The 19,369-nt window shown below is 41.0% G+C and carries 20 protein-coding genes; 13 read left to right on the top strand and 7 right to left on the bottom strand.

The window, feature by feature from the left end; translation table 11 throughout:
- Nucleotides 1–57: 57 nt before the first annotated feature.
- The 8 genes from SJY38_RS09260 to SJY38_RS09225 all read left to right on the top strand — a co-directional run bounded on the left by SJY38_RS09260 (nucleotide 58) and on the right by SJY38_RS09225 (nucleotide 6,247).
- Nucleotides 58–495, top strand: coding sequence for a MerR family transcriptional regulator (locus tag SJY38_RS09260; RefSeq protein ID WP_024033781.1), 438 nt, complete (start codon nucleotides 58–60; stop codon nucleotides 493–495).
- Nucleotides 492–2,735, top strand: coding sequence for a heavy metal translocating P-type ATPase (locus SJY38_RS09255; protein ID WP_286742700.1), 2,244 nt, complete (start codon nucleotides 492–494; stop codon nucleotides 2,733–2,735). Before SJY38_RS09260 ends, SJY38_RS09255 begins: the two co-directional genes overlap by 4 nt.
- 10 nt (nucleotides 2,736–2,745) lie before the next feature.
- Complete coding sequence (locus SJY38_RS09250; protein ID WP_024033779.1) at nucleotides 2,746–3,096, top strand: cupredoxin domain-containing protein; 351 nt, start codon at nucleotides 2,746–2,748, stop codon at nucleotides 3,094–3,096.
- A gap of 101 nt (nucleotides 3,097–3,197) precedes the next feature.
- Nucleotides 3,198–3,413, top strand: coding sequence for a TIGR02450 family Trp-rich protein (locus SJY38_RS09245; protein ID WP_024033778.1), 216 nt, complete (start codon nucleotides 3,198–3,200; stop codon nucleotides 3,411–3,413).
- A gap of 539 nt (nucleotides 3,414–3,952) precedes the next feature.
- Nucleotides 3,953–4,165, top strand: coding sequence for a calmodulin-like protein (locus tag SJY38_RS09240; RefSeq protein WP_004585903.1), 213 nt, complete (start codon nucleotides 3,953–3,955; stop codon nucleotides 4,163–4,165).
- Between the two features lie 422 nt (nucleotides 4,166–4,587).
- A complete protein-coding gene (locus SJY38_RS09235) occupies nucleotides 4,588–4,791 on the top strand; it encodes a calmodulin (protein WP_286939063.1) in 204 nt (67 codons plus the stop codon).
- A 73-nt stretch (nucleotides 4,792–4,864) separates the two neighbouring features.
- Nucleotides 4,865–5,071, top strand: coding sequence for an EF-hand domain-containing protein (locus SJY38_RS09230; RefSeq protein WP_029772194.1), 207 nt, complete (start codon nucleotides 4,865–4,867; stop codon nucleotides 5,069–5,071).
- Nucleotides 5,072–5,302: 231 nt separating this feature from the next.
- The gene (locus tag SJY38_RS09225; protein ID WP_248462488.1) at nucleotides 5,303–6,247 is read left to right on the top strand and encodes an EAL-associated domain-containing protein; all 945 of its coding nucleotides are present in this window, start codon (nucleotides 5,303–5,305) and stop codon (nucleotides 6,245–6,247) included.
- 52 nt (nucleotides 6,248–6,299) lie between these two features.
- On the opposite strand, the gene SJY38_RS09220 is transcribed toward SJY38_RS09225, so the two are convergent.
- Nucleotides 6,300–7,922 (bottom strand): M28 family metallopeptidase, encoded by a 1,623-nt coding sequence (locus SJY38_RS09220; protein ID WP_377109649.1) that lies wholly within the window; start codon nucleotides 7,920–7,922, stop codon nucleotides 6,300–6,302.
- A 155-nt stretch (nucleotides 7,923–8,077) separates the two neighbouring features.
- Between SJY38_RS09220 and SJY38_RS09215 the strand changes: the two genes are divergently transcribed.
- A complete protein-coding gene (locus SJY38_RS09215; RefSeq protein ID WP_024033773.1) occupies nucleotides 8,078–8,227 on the top strand; it encodes a hypothetical protein in 150 nt (49 codons plus the stop codon).
- 55 nt (nucleotides 8,228–8,282) lie between these two features.
- On the opposite strand, the gene SJY38_RS09210 is transcribed toward SJY38_RS09215, so the two are convergent.
- Nucleotides 8,283–9,308 carry an MBL fold metallo-hydrolase gene (locus SJY38_RS09210; RefSeq protein WP_371370264.1) on the bottom strand — a complete coding sequence of 342 codons (1,026 nt, stop codon included), beginning with the start codon at nucleotides 9,306–9,308 and terminating at the stop codon, nucleotides 8,283–8,285.
- A 182-nt stretch (nucleotides 9,309–9,490) separates the two neighbouring features.
- On the opposite strand from SJY38_RS09210, the gene SJY38_RS09205 reads away from it, so the two are divergent.
- A complete protein-coding gene (locus tag SJY38_RS09205; protein ID WP_024033771.1) occupies nucleotides 9,491–10,084 on the top strand; it encodes a TetR/AcrR family transcriptional regulator in 594 nt (197 codons plus the stop codon).
- 56 nt (nucleotides 10,085–10,140) lie between these two features.
- On the opposite strand, the gene SJY38_RS09200 is transcribed toward SJY38_RS09205, so the two are convergent.
- The gene (locus tag SJY38_RS09200) at nucleotides 10,141–10,380 is read right to left on the bottom strand and encodes an RNA recognition motif family protein (protein WP_024033770.1); all 240 of its coding nucleotides are present in this window, start codon (nucleotides 10,378–10,380) and stop codon (nucleotides 10,141–10,143) included.
- 215 nt (nucleotides 10,381–10,595) lie between these two features.
- Here SJY38_RS09200 and SJY38_RS09195 point away from each other — a divergent pair, with 215 nt between their 5' ends.
- A complete protein-coding gene (locus SJY38_RS09195) occupies nucleotides 10,596–11,873 on the top strand; it encodes a VCBS domain-containing protein (protein WP_286742681.1) in 1,278 nt (425 codons plus the stop codon).
- Here the strand turns inward: SJY38_RS09195 and SJY38_RS09190 are convergent.
- Nucleotides 11,862–12,800, bottom strand: coding sequence for a LysR family transcriptional regulator (locus SJY38_RS09190; RefSeq protein ID WP_024033768.1), 939 nt, complete (start codon nucleotides 12,798–12,800; stop codon nucleotides 11,862–11,864). The genes SJY38_RS09195 and SJY38_RS09190 overlap by 12 nt on opposite strands.
- Nucleotides 12,801–12,948: 148 nt before the next feature.
- Between SJY38_RS09190 and SJY38_RS09185 the strand changes: the two genes are divergently transcribed.
- Both SJY38_RS09185 and SJY38_RS09180 read left to right on the top strand, forming a co-directional pair.
- Entirely contained in the window at nucleotides 12,949–14,181 is a 1,233-nt protein-coding gene (locus SJY38_RS09185) for an efflux RND transporter periplasmic adaptor subunit (protein WP_029772185.1), read from the top strand.
- A gap of 2 nt (nucleotides 14,182–14,183) precedes the next feature.
- Entirely contained in the window at nucleotides 14,184–17,312 is a 3,129-nt protein-coding gene (locus SJY38_RS09180) for an efflux RND transporter permease subunit (RefSeq protein ID WP_377109648.1), read from the top strand.
- Between the two features lie 64 nt (nucleotides 17,313–17,376).
- On the opposite strand, the gene lipA is transcribed toward SJY38_RS09180, so the two are convergent.
- Genes lipA through ybeD form a run of 3 tightly spaced genes read right to left on the bottom strand, consistent with a single transcriptional unit; the run spans nucleotide 17,377 to nucleotide 19,290 of the window.
- Nucleotides 17,377–18,342 (bottom strand): lipoyl synthase, encoded by a 966-nt coding sequence (gene lipA / locus SJY38_RS09175; RefSeq protein WP_004585911.1) that lies wholly within the window; start codon nucleotides 18,340–18,342, stop codon nucleotides 17,377–17,379.
- Entirely contained in the window at nucleotides 18,339–18,992 is a 654-nt protein-coding gene (lipB, locus tag SJY38_RS09170; RefSeq protein ID WP_004585912.1) for a lipoyl(octanoyl) transferase LipB, read from the bottom strand. The genes lipA and lipB overlap by 4 nt, the downstream gene beginning before the upstream one ends.
- A 19-nt stretch (nucleotides 18,993–19,011) precedes the next feature.
- Nucleotides 19,012–19,290, bottom strand: coding sequence for a DUF493 family protein YbeD (ybeD, locus tag SJY38_RS09165; protein ID WP_024033764.1), 279 nt, complete (start codon nucleotides 19,288–19,290; stop codon nucleotides 19,012–19,014).
- Nucleotides 19,291–19,369: the final 79 nt, after the last annotated feature.

Genomic DNA, 19,369 nt, shown 5'->3' with positions numbered 1-19,369 from the left:
ACCTGTGTGTCACACATAGGTTTACAATTGAGCTCTAAAATCTAAGGGGGCTAAATTATGTATGTTAAGCAATTAGCGAAGTTAATGGGTGTAACGCCTGATACAGTTCGTCATTACACACGAATAGGCCTTTTAACGCCCATACGTAGCCAAAGTAATGGTTATCAACAATATACAAAAGCAGACCGCCAACGTTTACAGTTTATTATAAGCGCCCGAAAGCTCGGGTTTTCCCTAAAAGATATACAGCATATCATTGGCGAGTCAGAACAAGGGCATTGCCCATGCCCACTTACACGGCAAATTATTGCAAAACGTTTAGAAGAAACCGAAGCCTTGTTTCAAGAAACCCTTAAATTACGAGTGCGTATGCAAGCGGCGTTAAAACAGTGGGAAACATCGGCAGACGGCGCTGTTGCAAGTGATGTGTGTAGCTTAATAGAGACGTTTGTTGACCCACTTGTTGAGCCAAATAAAAGCGGAGATGTGCAATGAGTAGCAGTAAAACAACAGAGCAAAACTTTATTATTGAAGGTGCTAATTGTGGCAGTTGTGTAGCCAAAATAGAAAAAGCCCTCAATAGTGTGCAAGGCGCAAACAATGTCGAAATGAACTTTGCAGATCGCACGGTACGAGTAGAGGGCAGCGCGCAGCAAAGCACATTAATTAGCGCCGTTGAAAATATAGGTTATGGCGCAAAACCTATGGATAACACATCAGAGCAAGATGCGCTTGATGAAAAAGCCAAGTCAGACGAGGCACATTACAAAAAGCTAATGCGCAACATGATGCTGGCTTTAAGTGTGGGCGTACCGCTTATGATTTATGGGCTTATTTTTGATATGAGCGTGACAACCACTAACCAGCGAATTGCATGGGGTGTGGTCGGTATTATCACGTTTGTCGTTATGGCTTTAGCAGGTAAGCAATTTTATAAAGGCGCATGGCAGTCATTTAAAAATCATGGTGCTAACATGGATACGCTAATTGCTTTGGGAACGGGCACTGCGTGGTTATATTCAATGTTTGTTGTACTTGCGCCTAGCTTACTACCTGAGGTTGCAAGGCACGTTTATTTTGAAGCTTCTTCAATGATAATTGGGTTAATTAGTTTGGGCCTGGCTTTTGAAGTGAAAGCGCGTGGACGTACTTCGCAGGCTATTAAGCGTTTAATTGGCTTACAAGCAAAAACAGCCCGTGTAATACGTGATGGCGCAGAGCAAGATATAGACATTAGTGATGTGCAAAAGGGCGATCATGTAAGGGTACGCCCAGGCGAAAAAATCCCGGTAGATGGTGATGTGCTCGAAGGTAGCAGCAGATTAGATGAATCTATGCTCACGGGTGAGCCTATGCCAGTGAGTAAGCAAGCTGGCGATAAAGTGGTTGCTGGCAGCATTAATAAAAGTGGTACATTATTATTTGAAGCCACACATATAGGCCAAGAAACAACCCTTGCCAATATCATTAATATGGTAAAACGCGCGCAAAACTCTAAGCCTTCAATAGGGCGATTAGCCGATGTTATATCGGGCATTTTTGTGCCCACAGTAATGATAATTGCGATACTAGCAGCCCTTGCATGGTTGAATTTTGGCCCAGCCCCTTCAATTGCTTATGCAGTGGTAGCGTTAACCACCGTGCTGATTATTGCATGCCCGTGTGCGTTGGGTTTAGCAACGCCTATGTCGGTAATGGTGGGAATAGGTAAAGCCGCCGAGTTTGGCATATTAATTCGCAATGGCGAGTCACTGCAAACTACCTCTAAAATTACTACCATGATTTTAGATAAAACCGGCACTATCACCCAAGGTGCACCACAGGTAACAGATGTTGTAACGTTTAATAACGCAGATGAAAATAACGTAATGCAATTAGTTGCAAGCCTCGAGAGTAGCTCTGAGCACCCACTTGCGGAGGCGATTACACAGTACGCTCAAAAACAAAATGTAACCTTGAGTAAAGTTACCGACTTTGATGCCATTACCGGTAAAGGTGTAAGTGGAACGGTGAATGAGCAAACACTGTTATTTGGCAATAAAGCGCTTATGGATAAATACGAGATTGCAGTTGATGACGCCACAGAGCAAGCACACACCTTTGCAAATGATGCAAAAACCCCGATGTACTTTGCCTGTAATAACCAACTCATGGCCTTAATTGCGGTGGCGGACCCGCTAAAAGAAGACTCAGTACAGGCAATCAAGCGCCTGCAAAATGAAGGTATTCATCTAGTAATGCTCACTGGCGATAATAAAGCGACCGCACACGCTGTGGCTAAAAAAGTCGGTATTGATGATTTTATCGCAGAAGTGTTGCCAGAGGATAAAGTAAACGAAGTCACTAAACGTCAACAGCAAGGCGAGATTGTAGGCATGACGGGTGATGGGATCAATGATGCCCCCGCGCTTGCTAAAGCAGATGTCGGTTTTGCAATTGGCACAGGTACAGATGTAGCCATAGAAAGCGCCGATATTACCTTAATGCGTGGCTCACTGCATGGCCTTGCCGATGCTATTGCCATTAGCAGCGCAACAATTAAAAACATTAAACAAAACTTGTTTGGTGCCTTTATTTATAACGTTGCGGGCATTCCTATTGCAGCCGGAGTGTTGTATCCGTTTATTGGTGTACTACTAAACCCAGTAGTGGCGGGCGCAGCTATGGCGCTTTCATCACTGACAGTAGTCACCAATGCCAATCGCTTACGTTTTTATAAAACCAATAAGCGCTAAGGAGTCGATAATGTTAATGATAAATTTACTTGGTGCAGTATTAATAGTGGCCATTATTTATTGGTTTTGGCTTTATAAGCCAAAGCAAATACACAGTAATGATAATACGCAAACTATAGTGGTAGATAACGGCGTTTATCAACCAAGTCATATAAAGGTGGCGGCCAATAAAAAAGTAACACTTACATTTGATAGAAAAGACAGTGCACCGTGCGCCGAAACTATGGTGTTCCCGCAGCTTGATGTAAGTGAAAGCCTTGCAATGGGAGATAATAAAATCACTTTGCCTGCACTAAAAGCAGGTGAGTACGACTTTCATTGCCAAATGAAAATGTATAAAGGTAAGTTAATCGCTGAGTAACCAGTAAGTTGATTAAGTAACATTAATACGGCCTAACTTTATGTTGAGCTAAACAACGGGTTATGTCGTATTAGTGTTAATTAAGCACACTAGATTATTTAATGAATAACTTAAACCCTAAAAAATTACTAAACAGTAAGTGGACTGCCACTCCAGCTATCAACAAAGAAAAACACTTTATAATTGTGGAAGTAGAATACGATGAAGAGGGTAATGTAATTGAATGCATTACCGAGTCGGTATTTTCTAAAAATCAGTACTCAATACGCTGGCGAGATTTAAAAGACACACAAAAATGGCGTCAAGGCTGGAAGTAGTTAAATTGTTTTTATACTTTAAAAACGCCAATTTGTTTTGCCCAACTAAATGTAATGCACTCCCTTTTTAATCCCTGCCTTTTACTAAATTCGCCATTTGGCAACAAATGCCTGTTTTTTACAGGCTTGCCATGCTTTTAAAAAATAAACGCTAAATATTTTTTAAATGTCAATATATTTCAATTGGTTATGTTTTAGGTTTTATGGCGTTTAATTGTTTTAATTAAGCTGTTCAGCTTTAGTTTATTCTTAAACTTCCCCAGATTATGTTTTTAGTTAGCTTTTAGCTCATGTGTGGCTTTTTTATAAATCATAAGCTGTTGATTCTATTGTTTTATTTTAAGTGGCTCATCTAACTGTTGCTAAAAAGCAACAAAAATACCCCTCGAAACTTAATGTTTTCATATATCGACCATGTAACTTATTGTTTATTAAGTAAAAATAAAACATGGCACTGAAGTTGTAATAGCTAAGCTGTATTAAGCAAAACGTGGGTAACGCCAATTGGCTACTCCCCTAACCCTATGAAGGATTTCATTATGAAAAAGGCACAATCAACATTGGTATTAATGGCTTTAGCCTCTTCATCAGCGGCTTTTGCAGTAACAGATTTTGACACACTCGATAAAGATGGCAGTGGCACACTAAGCCCGTTAGAAGCATCTGCTGATGCTGAATTAATGAGTCAGTTTACAAAACTTGATACTGACAAAAACAACGAGCTATCTAAGAGTGAGTTCGACAAAGCATAAGTGAGTGCTTTGAGTAGTTAACGCCCAGTGACACGTTAATTCTGAGTTGCCAAAGACAACCTAAGTAGGCAAGGGAGCTTACCATAAAGAATAACAAGGACAGTGTAATACACAGGGCATTTTATTATAAACGCATAGCGAAGGAATCGATATGTAAAAGCGATACCCAACTTTGCTTGCAATAGCGCTGGTATTTTCTGGCACATTTGCAAAGTTTGATACCAACACAAACGGTAAACTTTTTAAAGCAGAGGTTTTACAAGCGTAGACGATTAATGCGCTGTGGTGTAAGCATAATTCTGAGTTGCCAAAGACAACCTAAATAGGCAAGGGAGCCTATTAAAAAGAATAACAAGGAAGTGAATTGTAACCACCTCAGTGCAAATTTATACAGGTGATGCATATTATTGAAGGATTACATTATGACTAAGCTGAAAACAACACTTGTACTTATCACCTTGGTGTCATCATCGGTGGTATTGGCAAATACAGAGTTTAAAACACCTATGCAAGGCGAAGGTGTTTTAATAAACCAAAGTGATCAATCAGCAGAACAAATAGTGCAGCAATTAAATATGCAAAGCCGAAATGGCCTAACCGAAAACGATTTTTTTGAATACAAATAACCGATTCTCCCTTTATGGATCTCAGAAAAGGATTTCTTCCCCTTTGCCAGGCACTTAGCCTAAGGAAATGATTATGAAAAAATTTATCGCACTTCTAGCCCTTGCCTCTTCATCTGCGGCGTTTGCCGCGGTCGACTTTAACAGTTTTGATGCCAATGGCGATGGCGTAATTAGCAAAACAGAAGCACAAGCCAACGCACAGTTAGCACGGTTATTTGATAAGCTCGATACAGATAAAAATGGTGAGCTTTCACAGCAAGAATTTTCTAAAGTACAATAATTTTATGGCGTAGTTTTACGCGCTTAAAATTTATCAGGTCATACTCACAAAGCAGTTAAGTAACATTTACTTAGCTGCTTTTTTGTGCATGGCGCAGGCATAACTGCTTTTTCACCAAATAGGTGCAAATGAGCGCAAGTTAAAATCTTAACCTTATGAATAAAAACATTTTTTATACTTGGTTTTAAACTTGCTTAGTTAACGCTATAGCAATTGAGTGAGTACACAATTATGGCGCGAATGAGTTATATAAGTAGTGTTGAGCGCTACCATGAGTATGAGCAAGTAATACACAGCTTGCTTGACTCTATTTTAATGAGTATTGAAGATGGGCTTAACAAAAATCGAGATACGCGTTTTTTAGTAAAGCAATATCCCTTTTTAGAGCTGCAATATTGTTTAAACGAATCTGGGCTTCAGCAAGGCAATAACGTTTGCTTTAAGCGTGCCTATAAAAAATTGGCTGAGCAAGGTAATCAGCAAGACTTAAGTGAGCGCCCTTACTTTTTACAATCTAAACAAACCGATTCGGTGTGCTTTACCGATCCGTATATTTCTATCGCAACTAACCATTTATGTATTTCGGCTATTAAAGAGCTAAAAAAGCCAATTAACCAGCAGCATTATTTAGTGTTAGACGTATGTTTAACCCAGTTAATTGAGTTTGTAATGGGAGACAGCGCGCGAGCCGGTATTTCGCCTTATTTTAAAGCGGGTTATGGGGTGATTGTGGCGTGTTTATTTACTTTGGTACTCTTTTTACTGAGCATAGTATTTAACGATATATATGCATTATTTACCCACTTTGACTCAGCGTCTGATCCCCTCGAGCCCTTTAGCATTATTATATATATTACTTTAGCATTGGCCGTGTTTGATTTAGGAAAGACCATTCTCGAAGAAGAGATCTTAATGCATAAGGATATATTTAGACACTCTTCTACACGGCGCACAATTACCCGGTTTATATCTACCGTGCTAATTGCAATATCTATTGAGGCGCTATTAACCATGTTTAAGGCAGCGTTGGGGCAGGCTGAATACTTATTACCGGCCATTGCGATGATGCTTGCGGTGGTAGGGCTTTTAATAGCCTTGGCTATTTATGTGTATTTAGGAGCAAAAGCCGAAACCTTACTAATGCGGGCGCGCTCAAAATTAAAATCCTCCAAGTAGGAGGATTTTAATGCGATTGGTATGATTATTATTTAGCTTTAAACTTTACCTGCTAATGCGGCTTATCTTGCTCGCGCTTTGCTTTAAAGTCTGAGTCACTCGTCCATGTAGGCCAATCGCCATTGTTAGCAAGCTGTGTGGCTATATCAACAATAAGCTCTATGTCTTGCTTTACGCCACCTAATGACCACTGCGGCGAGTAATCGTCGGCTTCTTTATGGTATTTATGCGCAATGTAATCAGGGTCGGTATCGCCAAGGCTCATAAATAATAAACTAGGCACACCTTGCTTAGCTAAAGAAAAATGATCTGATCTAAAAAACAAACCGTTTTGCGGGCGAGGGTCCATTTTAACAACGCGACCTTGCGCTTTTGCCGCGTTTGCTAGGTAGTTTTCTAGGGTGGATAAATCGTTACCGTATTGCAAAATGTAATCGGTGCCATCTAGCACGTTCATTCCGTCAATATTTAATAGCCCGACCATTTGTTTAGTGGGCACAACGCCACCGGTTGCAAACTCTTGCGAGCCAATGAGGCCAGTCTCTTCTGCGGTAAAATTAGCAAATAAAATAGAGCGTTTAAACGGTGTTTGCTGGTGGATTTGATTCATAATACGGGCAATTTCAAGTGTGGCCGCTGTGCCAGAGGCATTATCCACTGCACCGTTATAAATTTTAGGGCCGCTGTCGGTTTGCTTGGTACCAAAATGATCCCAATGAGCACCTATTACCACGTACTCATTAGGGGCGTCGCTTCCTGTAATTTGCGCAACTACGTTATGTGATTTGGCATGCGATACTTCGTTTTTAAATGAAAGGTTGGCTGTTAAATTAAGCGCTGTGGCTTTAAAGTCATCACTTAAAGCCTTTTGTTTTAAATTTTGATAGTTAAGCTGTGCGGCATTAAAAATTTGCTCAGTAGTATTAAGTGTTAGCCAGCCCATAACAGGGAGCTTAGAAGCGTTTAGGTTATTGTCCATCAGGGTGTATTTAGTCCCTGTGTTTGAGCTTTCAACCACGCCCCAAGGGTAAGCCGCAGGGGCAGTTTCGTGCACAATAAATACCGCTTTGGCACCTTGGCGTGCGGCTTCTTCGTATTTGTAAGTCCAGCGGCCGTAGTAGGTCATAGCATTACCTGTAAATAACGCATCGTTTTGTGTAGCAAAGCCTGGGTCGTTTACCAATACAATAACGGTTTTACCTTCAACATTAATGTTTTCGTAATCGTTCCAGTTGTATTCGGGGGCATTAATACCGTAACCCACAAATACAATGTCAGAGTTTCGTACATCTATTACTGGCTGTAATTGCTCTGTACGGGCGGTAAAATCGTTACCTGCTTTAAACTTTAAGTCGCCCACCTGCAATTGCATATTTTGATTGGCCGTGACCATTGCCATTTTTACCGGCTGTAAAAACTTGCCATTATACGCCCCAGTTAAACCCATAGCTTCGTATTGCTCGCTCAAGTAACCCACGGTTTTTACTTCACCATGAGTAAGTGGGCCGCGACCTTGAAAGTCATCAGAGGCTAGCGTTTTTATATGCTGTTTAACGTTATTTAGGCTTACGCCGGGCGTATTTTCTAAAGAAGAATGCTCGCTTGCAGGTTCAGAGCAACCAAAGAGAGCGACTAGCAGGCTTAGGCAAGCGCTTTTAAAAAAAGTAGAGGCCATAGTTTTCTGAATAGTTTTAAAAATTGGCTTTTAATATAAAGGAAGCACTGATGTGAGTCGAATATTTATCATCTTGCCAGTTCTATTTTTCAAAAATTGAAAATTGCCGGTGTAGGGTGTATAAATAATCGACAACAATAAATGGAGCACACACAATGAGCCAATCTAAAAAAAGCGGATACCTGTTTATAGGCAGCGGCGTAGCATTTTTTGCAGCAGCTTTGCTCGCACAGCAAGCGATGTTTTTTGCTTTAGCTGCATCTTTTGTAGTGTTAGGTACAATTAGTATAAAAAAAGCGGCTTAATAGCCGCTTATTTAATTAACACCTTGTAATAAATACCTTTAAAACACCTACCAAATTAGTTTTTCCACCATTTATGGGTTATTGCAGCGTCGGTAGGGGTAAATATTTGTCCAAACTCGGGTGTACTCAATGTTACGTTATTTATGTTGCTTGCAGCCGTTACTCGTTCAAATGGGTCAACCCAAGCATGAAACGCCAAGTCAAACGTACCGTTATGAATAGGCACTAAAGTTTTACCTTGTAAATCAATATGAGCTTGAACCGATTGCTCTGGTGTCATGTGTATATCGGCCCAATCTTTGTCGTAGGCGCCTGTCTCAATTAGGGTTAAATCAAAAGGACCGTACTTGTTACCAATTTCTTTAAAGCCTGCGAAATAACCCGAATCACCACTAAAATAAACACTTTGCTGGGAGGTTTTAATAACCCACGAACCCCAAAGTGTGTTGTTTGCATCACTTAATCCACGGCCCGAAAAATGCTGGGTAGGAGTAAAGGCAACTAATGCATGTTCGGTTTGTAACTCCTGCCACCAGTTAAATGTGCTAATTTTGTTTTCATTCACTCCCCACTTAACTAAATCGGTATCTACACCAAGTGGCACATAAAACTGCTTAGTTTTTGCAGACAGCTTTTTAATAGCTGATTTATCAAGGTGATCGTAATGGTTGTGCGAAATAAGCACCTTATCGATTGGTGGCAGTTCGCTAATACTAATAGGTAATTTAGAAAAGCGCTTTGGCCCTACAAAAGAAAAAGGAGATGCGCGCTCACTAAATACCGGATCGAGTAACCAGTATTCGCCATGCACTTTTAAAAGCACGCTAGAGTGGCCAAGTTTAATGACATGCACAGTATTATTTGCAAGGGAGTTAAGCATTTTTGCTGTAACACTTTTAATTGCAATGGGCTTTTTAGGTGTAATGTTGGTACGCTTTTCTGTTATGTAACGCCCTAAAATTCCGAGTGTTTTCTTAAAGCTATTCGGCTCAACCTGTTGATGGTTATGAAATCTACCATTTTCGTAGTTATCTACATTAGGTGCTTCATTAACACCTTGCGCAACTATCTGTTTATTCACGCTACAACCTCCAAAAACAATGATGGCGATGATCACAACTACCCATTTTATAAATGTCATCGTTAAACCTTAAAGTAAACTAATGAGTGTAGTTTTTCATCGTTTTGATGAAAAGTAAACTATGCAGTGCATTTTTTTATTGTTTAGTTAAAATGTAGCTATTAATAATTGCAGAACCCATTATGAAATTATCAGAAAAAAAACGCATAAATATTCTTCAAGCAGCAGAGCATCTGTTTTTTGAAAAAGGTGTAGAGCACACTAGTATGGATCAAGTTGCTGCAAAAGCGGAGGCTTCTAAGCGAACTGTTTATAATCACTTTGCGACAAAAGAAGAGTTATTTCAGGCTATTTTAACGACTATGCTGGCTAAAATTAATCATGGTGATGTTATTTACTTTAATAAAAATCAACCAATTGATTTGCAGCTTACTGCTATTGCCGAGCAAGAAGTGGCTATGCTTACATCGCCTGATTTTTTACGTTTAGCTAAAATTGCCTTTATGCAAATGCTACAAGAGCCGCAGCTAGCAAAGTCTTTAAGTAATAATACTATGGGGTGTATGACTTATTTAGAAGATTTTTTAGAGCAAGCTAGAACAGCAGGTGTTTTAAAAGGTGATGAGCTAAATATAGCTGCTAAACAGTTTGTGTATCAATTAAAATCGTTTGTGTTTTATCCGCTACTTTATGGGTTTGAAACAATAACAGAGCAGCAAAATAATAAAGTAATTGAACAAACAGTCAGCTTATTTCTGGCTAAATATAAAGCGTAAACTTAAAAGTAAAAAACCAGCAAATAGCTGGTTTTAATCATATAGCAAGTAACTAATTACTCATCTGCGTATTTTACGCGAATTTTGCTTTTATCAACACTTAATTGATTAAGTGCTTTAATAGCGCTTCTACTTTCTATGTCGTTTGGCATTTCTACAAAGGCAAAACCTTTTGATAAACCAGTGTCTTTATCTAGCACCAAGTTACAGGTAGTTACTTTACCGTGTGCTGCAAACAACGTGCGAAGGTCTTGCTCTGTGGTAGCGCGAGACAAATTACGAACTAATAATTTCATATATAACCTAAATAAGGGGTTCGCTGAGGATTATCTCAAGTAACTTGGCTTTAACCTAATTTTATTTTTACCCTTTTATTTAAAGTTGTTTTTCGCAAATAGCTCAGCTAACAATTATAAAGCCATACTGGTAATAAAGATCTAGTTATTAAAACAAATAATTGGTAAGTTATATTTTACTTTATTTACTTACCATTAACCTGGGCTGGTTGTTTATGTCAAAGTTTGGCTTGCGTGTTTTAACTATTACTTGTGTTTGTTCTTTGGGTATTTTAGCTGTAGGGTGCGGCAGCTCAGGGTCAAAAAGTGAGCCTGTAAATGCATCGGTTGTAGCGCAAAACGCCGCAGTAATTAGCGGTCAAACAGCTGTAAGTATTGAAAATACCCGCGATATAGCAATTACAGGTGAACTATCTATAACGGATGCACAAGCCAATGAGGCAGTATTTAAAACGCAAAGCAATAACACCACAACTTATGGTTCATTTAGCTTAACTGAGGATGGTAATTGGTCATATACACTTAATGGCGAGCATGCCTCTGTGAGTGCACTAAACGAGGGCGAAACCTTACTTGATGAGATAACCGTCACATCGGCAGGTGGCACCGAAGCGAAAGTGTCTATAAGCATTATAGGCACTGCAGGCCCTAATGACTTTATAGTAACGCAAGAAACAACCCTCAATGCCGATGGCGAAAATACAGGGCTAAGTGCTTATACATTAATAGAAAATGCGTTTAGTGAAGGTGCAATTGAATCGCCTGATATGTATAGCGGTAATCATCAAGATGTTGTGCATATTATTGAAGATACTGACCCAATCATAGGTAATCACTTTGTGTTTTTAGCACATCGTGATGAAGACCAAGATAAAGATAAGGGCGCAACCGACCGCCAGCGCAACGAAATAAAAGCCTTTGATAAATCGCCCGCCGCAACACTTGCCTTTAAAGACGAAACCGTACAATACAGTTGGAAGTTTAAAGTCTCTAGCGAGCTTGAGCTAAGTAGTAAATTCAGTCACTTTTTCCAAATAAAAGCCCGTAACGATAGCAACGACAATACCAATGGCAACGACGACCAACCTATTATTACGCTCTCTGGTGCACAAAAAAACAGTACAGGTAATCAGCTGCAAGTACGTTATAGCGCAGGCTTTGATGAAAACGGTAACAGCACAGGGCTTGATAAAAACCTTATCGAAACCGACTGGTCACTCATTACTGATGAATGGGTAGCGGTATTTGTACAAGCCACTTTTAGTGAAGCGGGGCAATTTGAAATGACCCTAACCCGCTTAAGTGACAACGAAGAGCTATTTAGCATTAGCGAGCAAAACATAGATATGTGGCGAGGCTTTAGCGATGATGATTTTGCCCGTCCTAAATGGGGTATCTATCGTTCAATAGTCGAAACCGATAGCCTTCGCGCTGAAGAAGAGCAGGTACGATTGGCTGATTTTGTGATTAAAAAAGGCGTTTTAGCGCAGTAAATATTTGCCTAGTTTTTTATCGTGGCTACTTACACGTTGTTGAATAATAGCCACTATGTGACGGCGTATCCACTGCAAACCGGCATCGTTGTCTTGGCGCTTATGCCAAATAACAGAGACAGGCGTTGGTGGCGTATCAATAGGGCTTTTTAAAACCACGAGCTTATTGGTAAATATTTCCTGCTCAAGCGCTATTGAGGGAATGACACAAATAAGATCGGTATTTTTAAGAATATTAGGTACATTTGCCGCGTTATTTACCGTCATCGCTACTCGGCGTTTTAACCCTAATACTCTTAGTGCTTGATCAGATGGCCCTAAAATATCGCCCGTAATTGATACTAATAAATGATCTGTATTAGCAAAGTCAGTAATACTTAATGGGGCATTAGCAAGCGGGTGGTCAGGGCGCATAAGTACAACATATTTAGGCTTTAATAAGTGCTCGGCTCTAATAACGTTTTCAGACAGGGTGTAGCGATTAATTGCCAGTTCGGCTTCGGCGTCTTTAAGTACATTGGCAGCCTCTACCGCCCGATTCGGGATTGCATGGATATTAATGCCTGGGGCCTGCTGCTCAATAATTTTACGAAGAGGTCCCCATATCATTTCTACAAATATATCAGCGGCAGAAATCCGAAAAGTGCGCTGCGCTGTCGCTGGGTTAAATTCACTTTGGTTTATAGCATGCTCTAATGATCCAAGTGGCCCCTGTATTTGCCCCCATAAATTGTTAGCAAATGCAGTAGGTTGAATATTTCGGCCATCTTTTATAAATAACTCTTCTCCCCACGCTGCGCGCATACGTGCAAGCGCATTAGATACCGCAGGTTGTGTCAGCGATAATTGCTCTGCTGCACGAGTGATACTGCCTTCAGTCATGATGGCATCAAAAATCATTAGTAAATTAAGCTCTTGAGGACGCATATAGCACCGTTATAAATTTTAAATGTAAGATTATTTTACATCATTTTTAGTGATGTGTTTTATACAATAATATAATTATTTTTATGCTTTAGTCGCGTTCATAATATAAGCAGATTTTAACACAACTCGTACAGCAAGAGAGTTAACCATGTCAGCTATATATAAATTTACATACACGTTTATTATTGCGCTATTAGCGATAATACTGGGTGCATGCAGCGATAAGCCAAGTTCTATTCAAAGTAATGATGATTCTACGCAAGGGGTGGCCGTAGAAGTGGCCGAAGTAATAAGTCAGCGAATAACCGAGTGGGACAGCTTTACAGGGCGGCTAGAGTCGCCGCAAATAGTGTCTTTGCGTCCTCGCGTATCTGGTTATATTGAAGCGGCAGTATTTGAAGAGGGTGAGCTGGTAAATAAAGGCGACACCTTATTTTTAATTGATAGCCGCGAATTTAATGCACAAGTAAACCGCCTAACAGCGCAACTTGATGAAGCAAAAAGCCGCTTAAAACTAGCAAAGCAAGATTTTAATCGAGCTAAAGAGCTATTTAAAAGTAAATCAATATCTAAAGAGTTATTAGAGACCCGAGGCGCAGAGGTTGACCAAGCAAATGCCTACGTAGCACAAAGTAATGCATCCCTTGAACTTGCACAGCTAAACAAAACCTTTACACGCGTAGAAGCGCCTATTTCTGGGCGAGTGTCTCGTGCGTTAATTACCGAGGGCAACTATGTCAGTGCAGGGCAAACTGTAATGACCTCTATTGTCTCTACAGAGCAGGTTTATGCCTATTTTGATATTGATGAAGCAACATGGCTTAACTATCAACAAGCGCACCTTGATAACAATCAACCTACCGCGTTACCTGTGGCGATGCGTTTAGCGAATGAGCAAAATTACCAACACTGGGGCAAGCTTGATTTTGTTGATAACCAAGTAAATACCCAAACCGGTACATTACGTGTGCGGGCTGTATTTAATAATCAAGACGGCGCGATTTTACCTGGGTTATTCGCCCATTTAAAATTAGCAGGGGGCAATACTGAGCAAGGTATTTTAATTGCTGAGAAAGCCATTGGTACCGATTTAAATAATAAATACGTTTTAACGGTTGATGAGCAAAATAAAGTGCAATACCGCGCCATTACTTTAGGCGACAAAGTGGGTGAGCTACGAGTTATTAAACAAGGTTTAAAAAGCGGCGAACGCATAGTAGTTAATGGCTTGCAGCGCGTGCGCTCTGGCGTACTCATTAAGCCAGAATTAATTAATATGGCAAAGCAAAGTACTTTAAACGAGTTACAAGCATGGCAGCAAAAGGTTGATAATCAAAACCGCTTAGCCAATGCCGAGCCAACACTTGAAATAGGCATGTAATAATGAATTTTTCTCAGTTTTTTATTCATCGACCTATTTTTGCAGCGGTTTTATCTATTCTTATTTTTATAGGGGGTGCCATAGCCATATGGCAATTACCTATTACAGAATACCCAGATGTAGTACCCCCAACAGTTGTTGTTACAGCTAACTACCCAGGTGCCAATCCTAAGGTAATAGCCGAAACCGTGGCCACAGTGCTTGAACAAGAGATAAACGGCGTAGAAAACATGCTGTACCAGTCATCGCTTGCAAACTCTGCCGGCACCATGACATTAACAGTCACCTTTGCGATAGGAAGCGATCCTGACGAAGCAACTACCTTGGTACAAAATAGGGTAAATAGAGCAATACCTCGCCTACCAGAGGAAGTACAAAGGCTAGGTGTAGTCACCGAAAAGTCATCACCCAACCTTACCCTCGCGGTACACATAACTTCGCCTACAGGGCGATACGACAGTTTGTACCTGTCTAATTATAGCGATCAATTTATAAAAGATGAGCTAAAGCGCATTAATGGCGTGGGCCAAGTACGTGTATTTGGCGCAGGCGATTACAGTATGCGTGTGTGGCTAGAGCCTAACAAATTAGCGGCGCTCAATTTAAATCCAAGTGATGTAGTCAATGCTATTCGCTCGCAAAATCAGCAAGCTGCAGCAGGAAGCCTAGGCGCACAACCCATAGGCACCAGTGAGTTTCAATGGCTTATCAATGTAGAAGGGCGCTTAATAGAGCAAGACGAGTTTGAAGAAATAATCGTAAAAACGGGTGATAACGGCGAAATTACACTGCTAAAAGATGTTGCTAGAGTAGAGCTAGGTGCAGATAGTTATACCCTTAGGCCACTTCTTAATAATGAATCCATTGCCGCTGTGCCTGTTTTTCAAGCACCAGGCTCTAATGCATTACAAATTTCTGACGATGTGCGCGCTAAAATGGCTGAACTATCGGCGCTATTTCCAGAGGGTATGAGCTATGAAATAGTGTATGACCCTACCGTATTTGTAAGGGGCTCTATTGAAGCCGTAGTCGATACATTATTTGAAGCGGTTTTATTAGTTGTGTTGGTCATCGTGCTGTTTTTACAAACATGGCGAGCATCTATTATTCCGCTAGTGGCAGTGCCAATTTCATTAGTGGGCACTTTTGCTTTTATGCACTTAATGGGATTTTCACTTAATGCGTTGTCGTTATTTGGCTTGGTGTTAGCAATCGGTATTGTTGTTGATGATGCCATTGTTGTGGTCGAAAACGTTGAAAGAAACATCAGTGAGGGATTAAGCCCCATTGATGCAACCACTCAAGCAATGAAAGAAGTAACAGGGCCTATTATTGCCACTACTTTAGTGCTTGCTGCGGTGTTTATTCCTACTGCGTTTATGAGCGGTTTAACAGGGCAATTTTATCGTCAATTTGCTCTTACAATTACTATTTCAACAGTGCTTTCTGCCATTAACTCGCTTACGCTGAGCCCCGCGCTGGCTGCATTATTACTCAAACCTCATGGGCAAGACAACGATTGGTTAAGTCGTGCCATTAATAAATTATTTGGCCGTTGGTTATTCGCGCCTTTTAACAAAATGTTCGATAAAGCCTCGGGTAAATACACAGGAGCCGTTGGCCGAATAGTGCATAAGGGCGGCATAATTGGTGTGCTATACGTTGGTTTACTGGCCTTAACGTGGCAGCAGTTTGAAAATACGCCAACAGGGTATGTTCCGCCGCAGGATAAAATGTATCTCGTCGCTTTTGCGCAATTACCTAATGCAGCATCGCTAGATCGCTCTGAAGCGGTGGTTCGCCAAATGTCAGAGATAATCAGGGCGCACCCAGGCGTTAGTGACGCCGTCGCCTTTGCAGGTTTAAGCATTAATGGTTTATCTATAAACCCAAGTTCGGGGATGATGTTTACACCCTTAGAGCCGTTTTCAAAGCGGCAGGGCCCGCGCATGTCAGCAGCTGAAATAGCGGAAGATTTAAATAAACAACTTAGTCAAATAAAAGGCGCTAATGTTGCTATATTTCCGCCTCCTCCAGTAAGGGGAATGGGCACTATTGGTGGCTTTAGGCTGCAGCTTGAAGATAGAGGCTCATTAGGGTTTGACACCTTGCAGCAAGTAACAAATGAAGTCATTGTTAAGGCTAAAGCCGACCCCGCCCTTGCTAATGCGTTTACCAGCTTTACAACCGACGTACCACAGCTAGATGTAAAGGTAGACCGTAAAAAGGCACTAAGCTTAGGGCTTGAAATAAACACCCTATTTGAAGCGATGCAAGGCTATTTGGGCACAGTTTATGTGAACGACTTTAATTTATTTGGTCGCACGTATCAGGTAAATGTGCAGGCAGATGCACCCTACAGAGAAGATGTAGAGCAAATTAAGCAATTAAAAGTGCGCAATAAAAATGGCGATATGATCCCCCTTGGCGCAGTGCTTAGTATTGAACATAGTTTAGGGCCGGATAGAGTAATGCATTATAACGGCTATGTTACGGCTGAGGTTAACGGCGTACCCGCACCAGGGTATAGCTCTGACCAAGCTAAAGCCGCAATAGAAAAAATACTCGATGAAACACTGCCAATGGGTATTGCGTATGAGTGGACAGACATAACCTATCAGCAAATTTTAGCGGGCGATACTTCAATGTATGTATTTCCACTTATTGTATTGCTTGTATTTTTGGTTTTAGCAGCGCAGTACGAAAGCTTACGTTTGCCTGTCGCTATTATTTTAATTGTGCCTATGACATTGCTAAGTGCGCTGATTGGTGTGGCTATTTATGGTGGTGATAATAATATTTTCACCCAAATTGGCCTAATCGTGTTGTTTGGACTGGCCACTAAAAACGCTATTTTAATTGTTGAGTTTGCAAAAGAGCTGCAAGATACCGGTATGGATGCATTTAATGCCATTAAAGAGGCGAGCCGGTTGCGATTACGCCCAATATTAATGACCTCAATAGCATTTATTATGGGGGTTGTACCTATGGTGTTCTCATCGGGAGCAGGCTCTGAAATGCGCCAAGCTATGGGCGTTGCGGTATTTTCTGGCATGATAGGCGTAACGGTATTTGGCTTAATACTTACACCTGTGTTTTATTATATACTTAAACGCAGTGGTAAAAATTAAACCGACAAAAAAGCCCTTAGCAATTTAATTGCTAAGGGCTTTTTTAATGCGTTTTAAAAAGTAACTATTTTACTTCTTTACCTGCAGCTTGTTGGTCAGCGTGATAGCTTGAACGAACAAATGGGCCAGAGGCAGCATGCGTAAAGCCAATTTCATCAGCGTATTCTTTTAGTGCGTCAAATTCCGCTGGTGGCACGTAACGTTTAACTGGCAAGTGATGCTTAGAAGGCTGTAAGTATTGGCCAACGGTAAGCATGTCAACGTTATGCGCACGTAGGTCACGTAATACTTCTTCTATTTCACTAATTTCTTCACCTAGGCCAACCATTAAGCCTGACTTAGTTTTTACCTCTGGGTGCGCTTCTTTAAAGCGACGAAGTAATTCTAACGACCATTTATAATCGGCACCCGGGCGCGCAAGCTTGTACAAACGCGGGGCAGTTTCTAGGTTGTGATTAAACACATCAGGTGGCGTTTCAATTAAAATCTCCAGTGCGCGGTCCATACGGCCACGAAAATCTGGCACTAAAATCTCAATAGTAATGGTTGGATTGTGCTTACGGATTTCGCGAATACAATCGGCAAAATGCTGTGCGCCGCCATCACGTAAATCATCACGGTCAACCGAGGTAATAACCACGTAGCTAAGCTTCATGTCTTTAATTGTCAGTGCAAGTTTTTCAGGCTCGGCTGCATCAGGTTTTAGTGGGCGACCATGGGCAACATCACAAAATGGGCAACGACGAGTACAAATAGCACCTAAAATCATAAAGGTAGCAGTACCGTGGTTAAAACACTCAGAAAGGTTAGGGCACGAGGCCTCTTCACATACTGAGTGTAAGCCGTGCTTGCGCATAGCTTGTTTTATACCGTCGATACGCTCGGTAGATTTTGGTAAGCGAATTTTAAGCCACTCTGGCTTGCGCAACATTTCAGTTTTTTCTGTAGGTAAAACTTTAACGGGGATCAACGCCATTTTTTCTGCGTCGCGTAGTTTTACACCTGGTTCCATTTTGACTGGTTTATTCATTCGTTTTCAAACCCTTCAGTATGCTTAACCTGTGTTGCATTAAGCTTCTTTATCATGTGTTTTACCAGCCCTTCACCTGCTTGTGCTAAGTTTTGAGGGCCGTTTAATTCTTTCGTTTGCACCATGTTCATGCCGGCATAACCACACGGGTTGATGCGTAAAAACGGGCTTAAGTCCATGTTAACATTTAATGCTAATCCATGAAACGAGCAACCACGACGAACACGTAATCCTAATGATGCAATTTTACTGTCGTTTACGTACACACCGGGTGCATCGGCTTTTGCGTAGGCTTTTATATCATACTCATTAAGGGTATCAATAATGCACTCTTCAAGCCATGTAACAAGCTCGCGCACACCGATTTTTAAGCGGCGCAAGTTAAATAATACATACATCATTTGTTGGCCGGGGCCATGGTAAGTAACTTGCCCGCCACGGTCTACCTTAATGACTTCTATGTCACCAGGGGCGAGTAAATGCTCATCTTTACCAGCTTGGCCTTGTGTAAATACACTCTCGTGCTCTACAAGCCAAATTTCATCTGGCGAGCTGTCGTCACGGGTGTCGGTATAGGCTTGCATTTTTTGCCAAATTGGCATGTAACGCTGACGGCCTAGTTGGCGTACGATTAAAGTGTTTTCGTTCACAACAAGTCTCAACTATGGCTTAAAGCATATGGCGTACGTCATCAATGTTGCTGATCACGTTGTAAATTTCTTCTATGTGTTTACCGCTTGTCACTGTGGCAACAAACGTTACCGACTCATAATTGCCTTTACTGCTTGGCTTTACTTTTGGTGCGTAGTCACCAGGTGCAATAGGTTGTAATTTAGCTAAAATTTGTTCCGTAAGGTTAACGTTTGCTAAACCCATAACTTTAAATGTGAACGGACATGGGTACTCAAGGTACTCATCAAATTTAGTATTTTTAACAGGTTGAACCACGACGGTGACTCCTCAAACAAAAAATGTTGGCTACGTGAGATAATATCAATCCGCAATAAGACTTAATCATTTTGCGGGG

Origin of the sequence: Pseudoalteromonas sp. R86517 (assembly GCF_042466295.1) — a bacterium.
Classification (GTDB): domain Bacteria; phylum Pseudomonadota; class Gammaproteobacteria; order Enterobacterales; family Alteromonadaceae; genus Pseudoalteromonas; species Pseudoalteromonas atlantica.
Note: the sequence above shows the minus strand (reverse complement) of the source record. Positions and strands in the feature narration are given on the sequence as shown.

Bases quoted from the DNA above. Each gene is read 5' to 3' on its own strand.
- SJY38_RS09225 (WP_248462488.1), top strand. From the start codon at position 5,303: ATGGCGCGAATGAGTTATATAAGTAGTGTTGAGCGCTACCATGAGTAT.
- SJY38_RS09180 (WP_377109648.1), top strand. From the start codon at position 14,184: ATGAATTTTTCTCAGTTTTTTATTCATCGACCTATTTTTGCAGCGGTT.
- lipA (WP_004585911.1), bottom strand. From the start codon at position 18,342: ATGAATAAACCAGTCAAAATGGAACCAGGTGTAAAACTACGCGACGCA.
- SJY38_RS09195 (WP_286742681.1), top strand. From the start codon at position 10,596: ATGTCAAAGTTTGGCTTGCGTGTTTTAACTATTACTTGTGTTTGTTCT.
- SJY38_RS09245 (WP_024033778.1), top strand. From the start codon at position 3,198: ATGAATAACTTAAACCCTAAAAAATTACTAAACAGTAAGTGGACTGCC.
- SJY38_RS09205 (WP_024033771.1), top strand. From the start codon at position 9,491: ATGAAATTATCAGAAAAAAAACGCATAAATATTCTTCAAGCAGCAGAG.
- SJY38_RS09250 (WP_024033779.1), top strand. From the start codon at position 2,746: ATGTTAATGATAAATTTACTTGGTGCAGTATTAATAGTGGCCATTATT.
- SJY38_RS09230 (WP_029772194.1), top strand. From the start codon at position 4,865: ATGAAAAAATTTATCGCACTTCTAGCCCTTGCCTCTTCATCTGCGGCG.
- SJY38_RS09200 (WP_024033770.1), bottom strand. From the start codon at position 10,380: ATGAAATTATTAGTTCGTAATTTGTCTCGCGCTACCACAGAGCAAGAC.
- SJY38_RS09260 (WP_024033781.1), top strand. From the start codon at position 58: ATGTATGTTAAGCAATTAGCGAAGTTAATGGGTGTAACGCCTGATACA.
- SJY38_RS09220 (WP_377109649.1), bottom strand. From the start codon at position 7,922: ATGGCCTCTACTTTTTTTAAAAGCGCTTGCCTAAGCCTGCTAGTCGCT.
- SJY38_RS09190 (WP_024033768.1), bottom strand. From the start codon at position 12,800: ATGCGTCCTCAAGAGCTTAATTTACTAATGATTTTTGATGCCATCATG.
- SJY38_RS09235 (WP_286939063.1), top strand. From the start codon at position 4,588: ATGACTAAGCTGAAAACAACACTTGTACTTATCACCTTGGTGTCATCA.
- SJY38_RS09255 (WP_286742700.1), top strand. From the start codon at position 492: ATGAGTAGCAGTAAAACAACAGAGCAAAACTTTATTATTGAAGGTGCT.
- SJY38_RS09240 (WP_004585903.1), top strand. From the start codon at position 3,953: ATGAAAAAGGCACAATCAACATTGGTATTAATGGCTTTAGCCTCTTCA.
- SJY38_RS09215 (WP_024033773.1), top strand. From the start codon at position 8,078: ATGAGCCAATCTAAAAAAAGCGGATACCTGTTTATAGGCAGCGGCGTA.
- SJY38_RS09185 (WP_029772185.1), top strand. From the start codon at position 12,949: ATGTCAGCTATATATAAATTTACATACACGTTTATTATTGCGCTATTA.